Source organism: Paracoccus sp. (in: a-proteobacteria), from assembly GCF_030536915.1.
Lineage (GTDB): Bacteria > Pseudomonadota > Alphaproteobacteria > Rhodobacterales > Rhodobacteraceae > Paracoccus.
The window spans coordinates 10,176-12,286 of the sequence record NZ_JAUNPC010000080.1 but is presented as its reverse complement, the minus strand read 5'-3'; the positions used below and the strand labels follow the sequence as shown (position 1 = coordinate 12,286).

The window sequence follows — 2,111 nt, the reverse complement described above, 5'->3', positions numbered from 1 at the left end:
TGGCGCGGCGCTCGGCGACCTCCTGCTCAAGCTGGCCGTTCAGGCGGGCGAGGTCAGCGGTGCGCGCCTCGACCCGGCGTTCCAGTTCGGCGGTGGCGAACTGGTGCATGGCGATCCGCTCGGCCACCTGCGCCCGCCGCTGCGCCAGGATCAGCGCGCCGAACCCGCCAGCGCAGAGCAGCAGCACCAGCGTCAGGACCGCCATCCGCGCCTCGCGCCGCAACTCGGCGCTGTCCAGCAGCACATGGACGGTCCAGCCGGCCCGCGGCATCGGCTGCGAGGCGGCGACATATTCGCGCATCTCGCCGTCGGTGGCGATCCACAGCACCGGGACGCCGAAGCGCGTCACGCGTTCGACCCCCAGGTCGGCCAGTTGGGCATCGGCATAGCGGCGGGTCTCGATGGTGCGGGCCAGCCGTTCGGGGGTGGGCGGCTCGAAGCTGGCGGACAGCCAGCGCGGTTCCGAGGACAGGAAGACCCGGCCCTCGGGATCGGTGACGAGAAAGCGGTATTCGCCGTCGCGCCAGGACTGCTCGATCCGGTCCACCGCGACCTTGACCGCGACCACGCCCGCGATCCGGCCATCAAGGTCGAAGACCGGGGCCGAGAAGTAATAGCCCCGCACGGATGACGCGGTGCCGACGCCGTAGAACCGGCCCGGTCCCCCGCGCATCGCCTCGATGAAATAAGGACGGTAGCTGAAGTTGCGGCCGATGAAGCTGGCATCGCCGTCAAGGTAGTTCGACGAGGCGATGGTGTCGCCGTCCGGCCGGATCACGTAGATGTCCGAGGCATGGACGGCCGCGTTCTCGGTCGCGAGCCATGCGTTCGCCGCCCGCCGCAGCCCGGCATCGGTGGGGTGCGAGACGAGCCGCTGGATCAGGTCGAACTCGGCGATCAGCTGCGGGACGACCTCGAAGCGGGCGAGGTCGGCATCAAGGCCGTTGGCCGTCAGGCCCAGCGCCATCTCGGCCCGTTCCTGTCCGGCCGACAGGTAGTGCCGGAAGGCCATCCGCCCGCCCGTCCACAGGATCACGGCCAATAGCGCCAGCAGGGCCAGCAGCAGCACCGCCAGCCTTGCGCCGCCGGACCGCGCAAGGCCGGCGGCGGGGGGCTGGGGAAGGGGGCGGGCGATCTCGGCGACCAACGGGCGATCCTTGGCTGTGCGTCGCCGCAATGTCGCAGGTCGGGCCTGTCGATTCAACGTGCGGGACGGGTGGTAACATCCGTGCCACTGGCGGGCCGGGGACCGGGTTCCGATATCGGCTGCAACGAAAGGACACCGCCATGCAACTCACCGGCATTCACCACCTGACCGCGATCACCGCCGAGGCGGCGGCCAACAACCGCTTCTATACGGAAACGCTGGGGATGCGGCGGGTCAAGAAGACCGTCAACCAGGACGACACCTCGGCCTATCACCTGTTCTACGCCGATGGCGCGGGCAGCCCCGGCACCGACCTGACCTTTTTCGACTGGCCGGCAGCGCCCGAACGGCGGGGCACCCGCTCGATCAGCCGCACGGGGTTGCGGGTGAACGAGGCAAGCCTTGACTACTGGGCTGCGCGCCTGCGCGACGCAGGCCTGACCGTGGGCGGCATCGCCACGCTGGACGGTCGCGCTACGCTGGATTTCGAGGACTCCGAGGGCCAGCGCTTCCGCCTGACCGCCGACCAGCCCGGCGAGAGCCATCCCTGGGACCGCAGCCCGGTTCCGGCCGAACACCAGATCCGCGGCCTCGGGCCGATCACCATTTCGGTCCCCGATCTCGGCCCGACCGAGGCGGTGCTGACCCGGCTGATGGGAATGCGGCGATTGGGCGATTACGCCAGCCCGGACGGCGAGGGCCAGGTCCATGTCTTTTCCATGGGCGAGGGCGGGCCGGGGGCGGAACTGCATGTCGCCGTCCAGCCCGGCCTTGCGGTGGCGCGGCAGGGCGCGGGCGCCGTTCACCATGTCGCCTTCCGCGTCGCCGACAACGAGGCGATCTGGCAATGGGCAGAGCAGCTGAAGGCGCTGCGGGTCCCGTCCTCGGGCGAGGTCGAGCGCTATTACTTCCGCTCGGTTTATTTCCGCGAGCCGGGCGGCAACCTGTTCGAGATCGCGACCGA

The 2,111-nt window shown here is 70.1% G+C and carries 2 protein-coding genes; one reads left to right on the top strand and one right to left on the bottom strand.

The genetic code is table 11. The annotated features are described in order from the left end of the window. Nucleotides 1–1,147, bottom strand: a 1,147-nt coding sequence (locus Q4F04_RS12275) for a cache domain-containing protein (RefSeq protein ID WP_303370109.1), incomplete at its 3' end; no start/stop codon positions are given. Nucleotides 1,148–1,287: 140 nt separating this feature from the next. On the opposite strand from Q4F04_RS12275, the gene Q4F04_RS12270 reads away from it, so the two are divergent. Continuing rightward, a partial coding sequence (locus tag Q4F04_RS12270; RefSeq protein ID WP_303370108.1) for a VOC family protein occupies nucleotides 1,288–2,111 on the top strand: 824 nt, incomplete at its 3' end.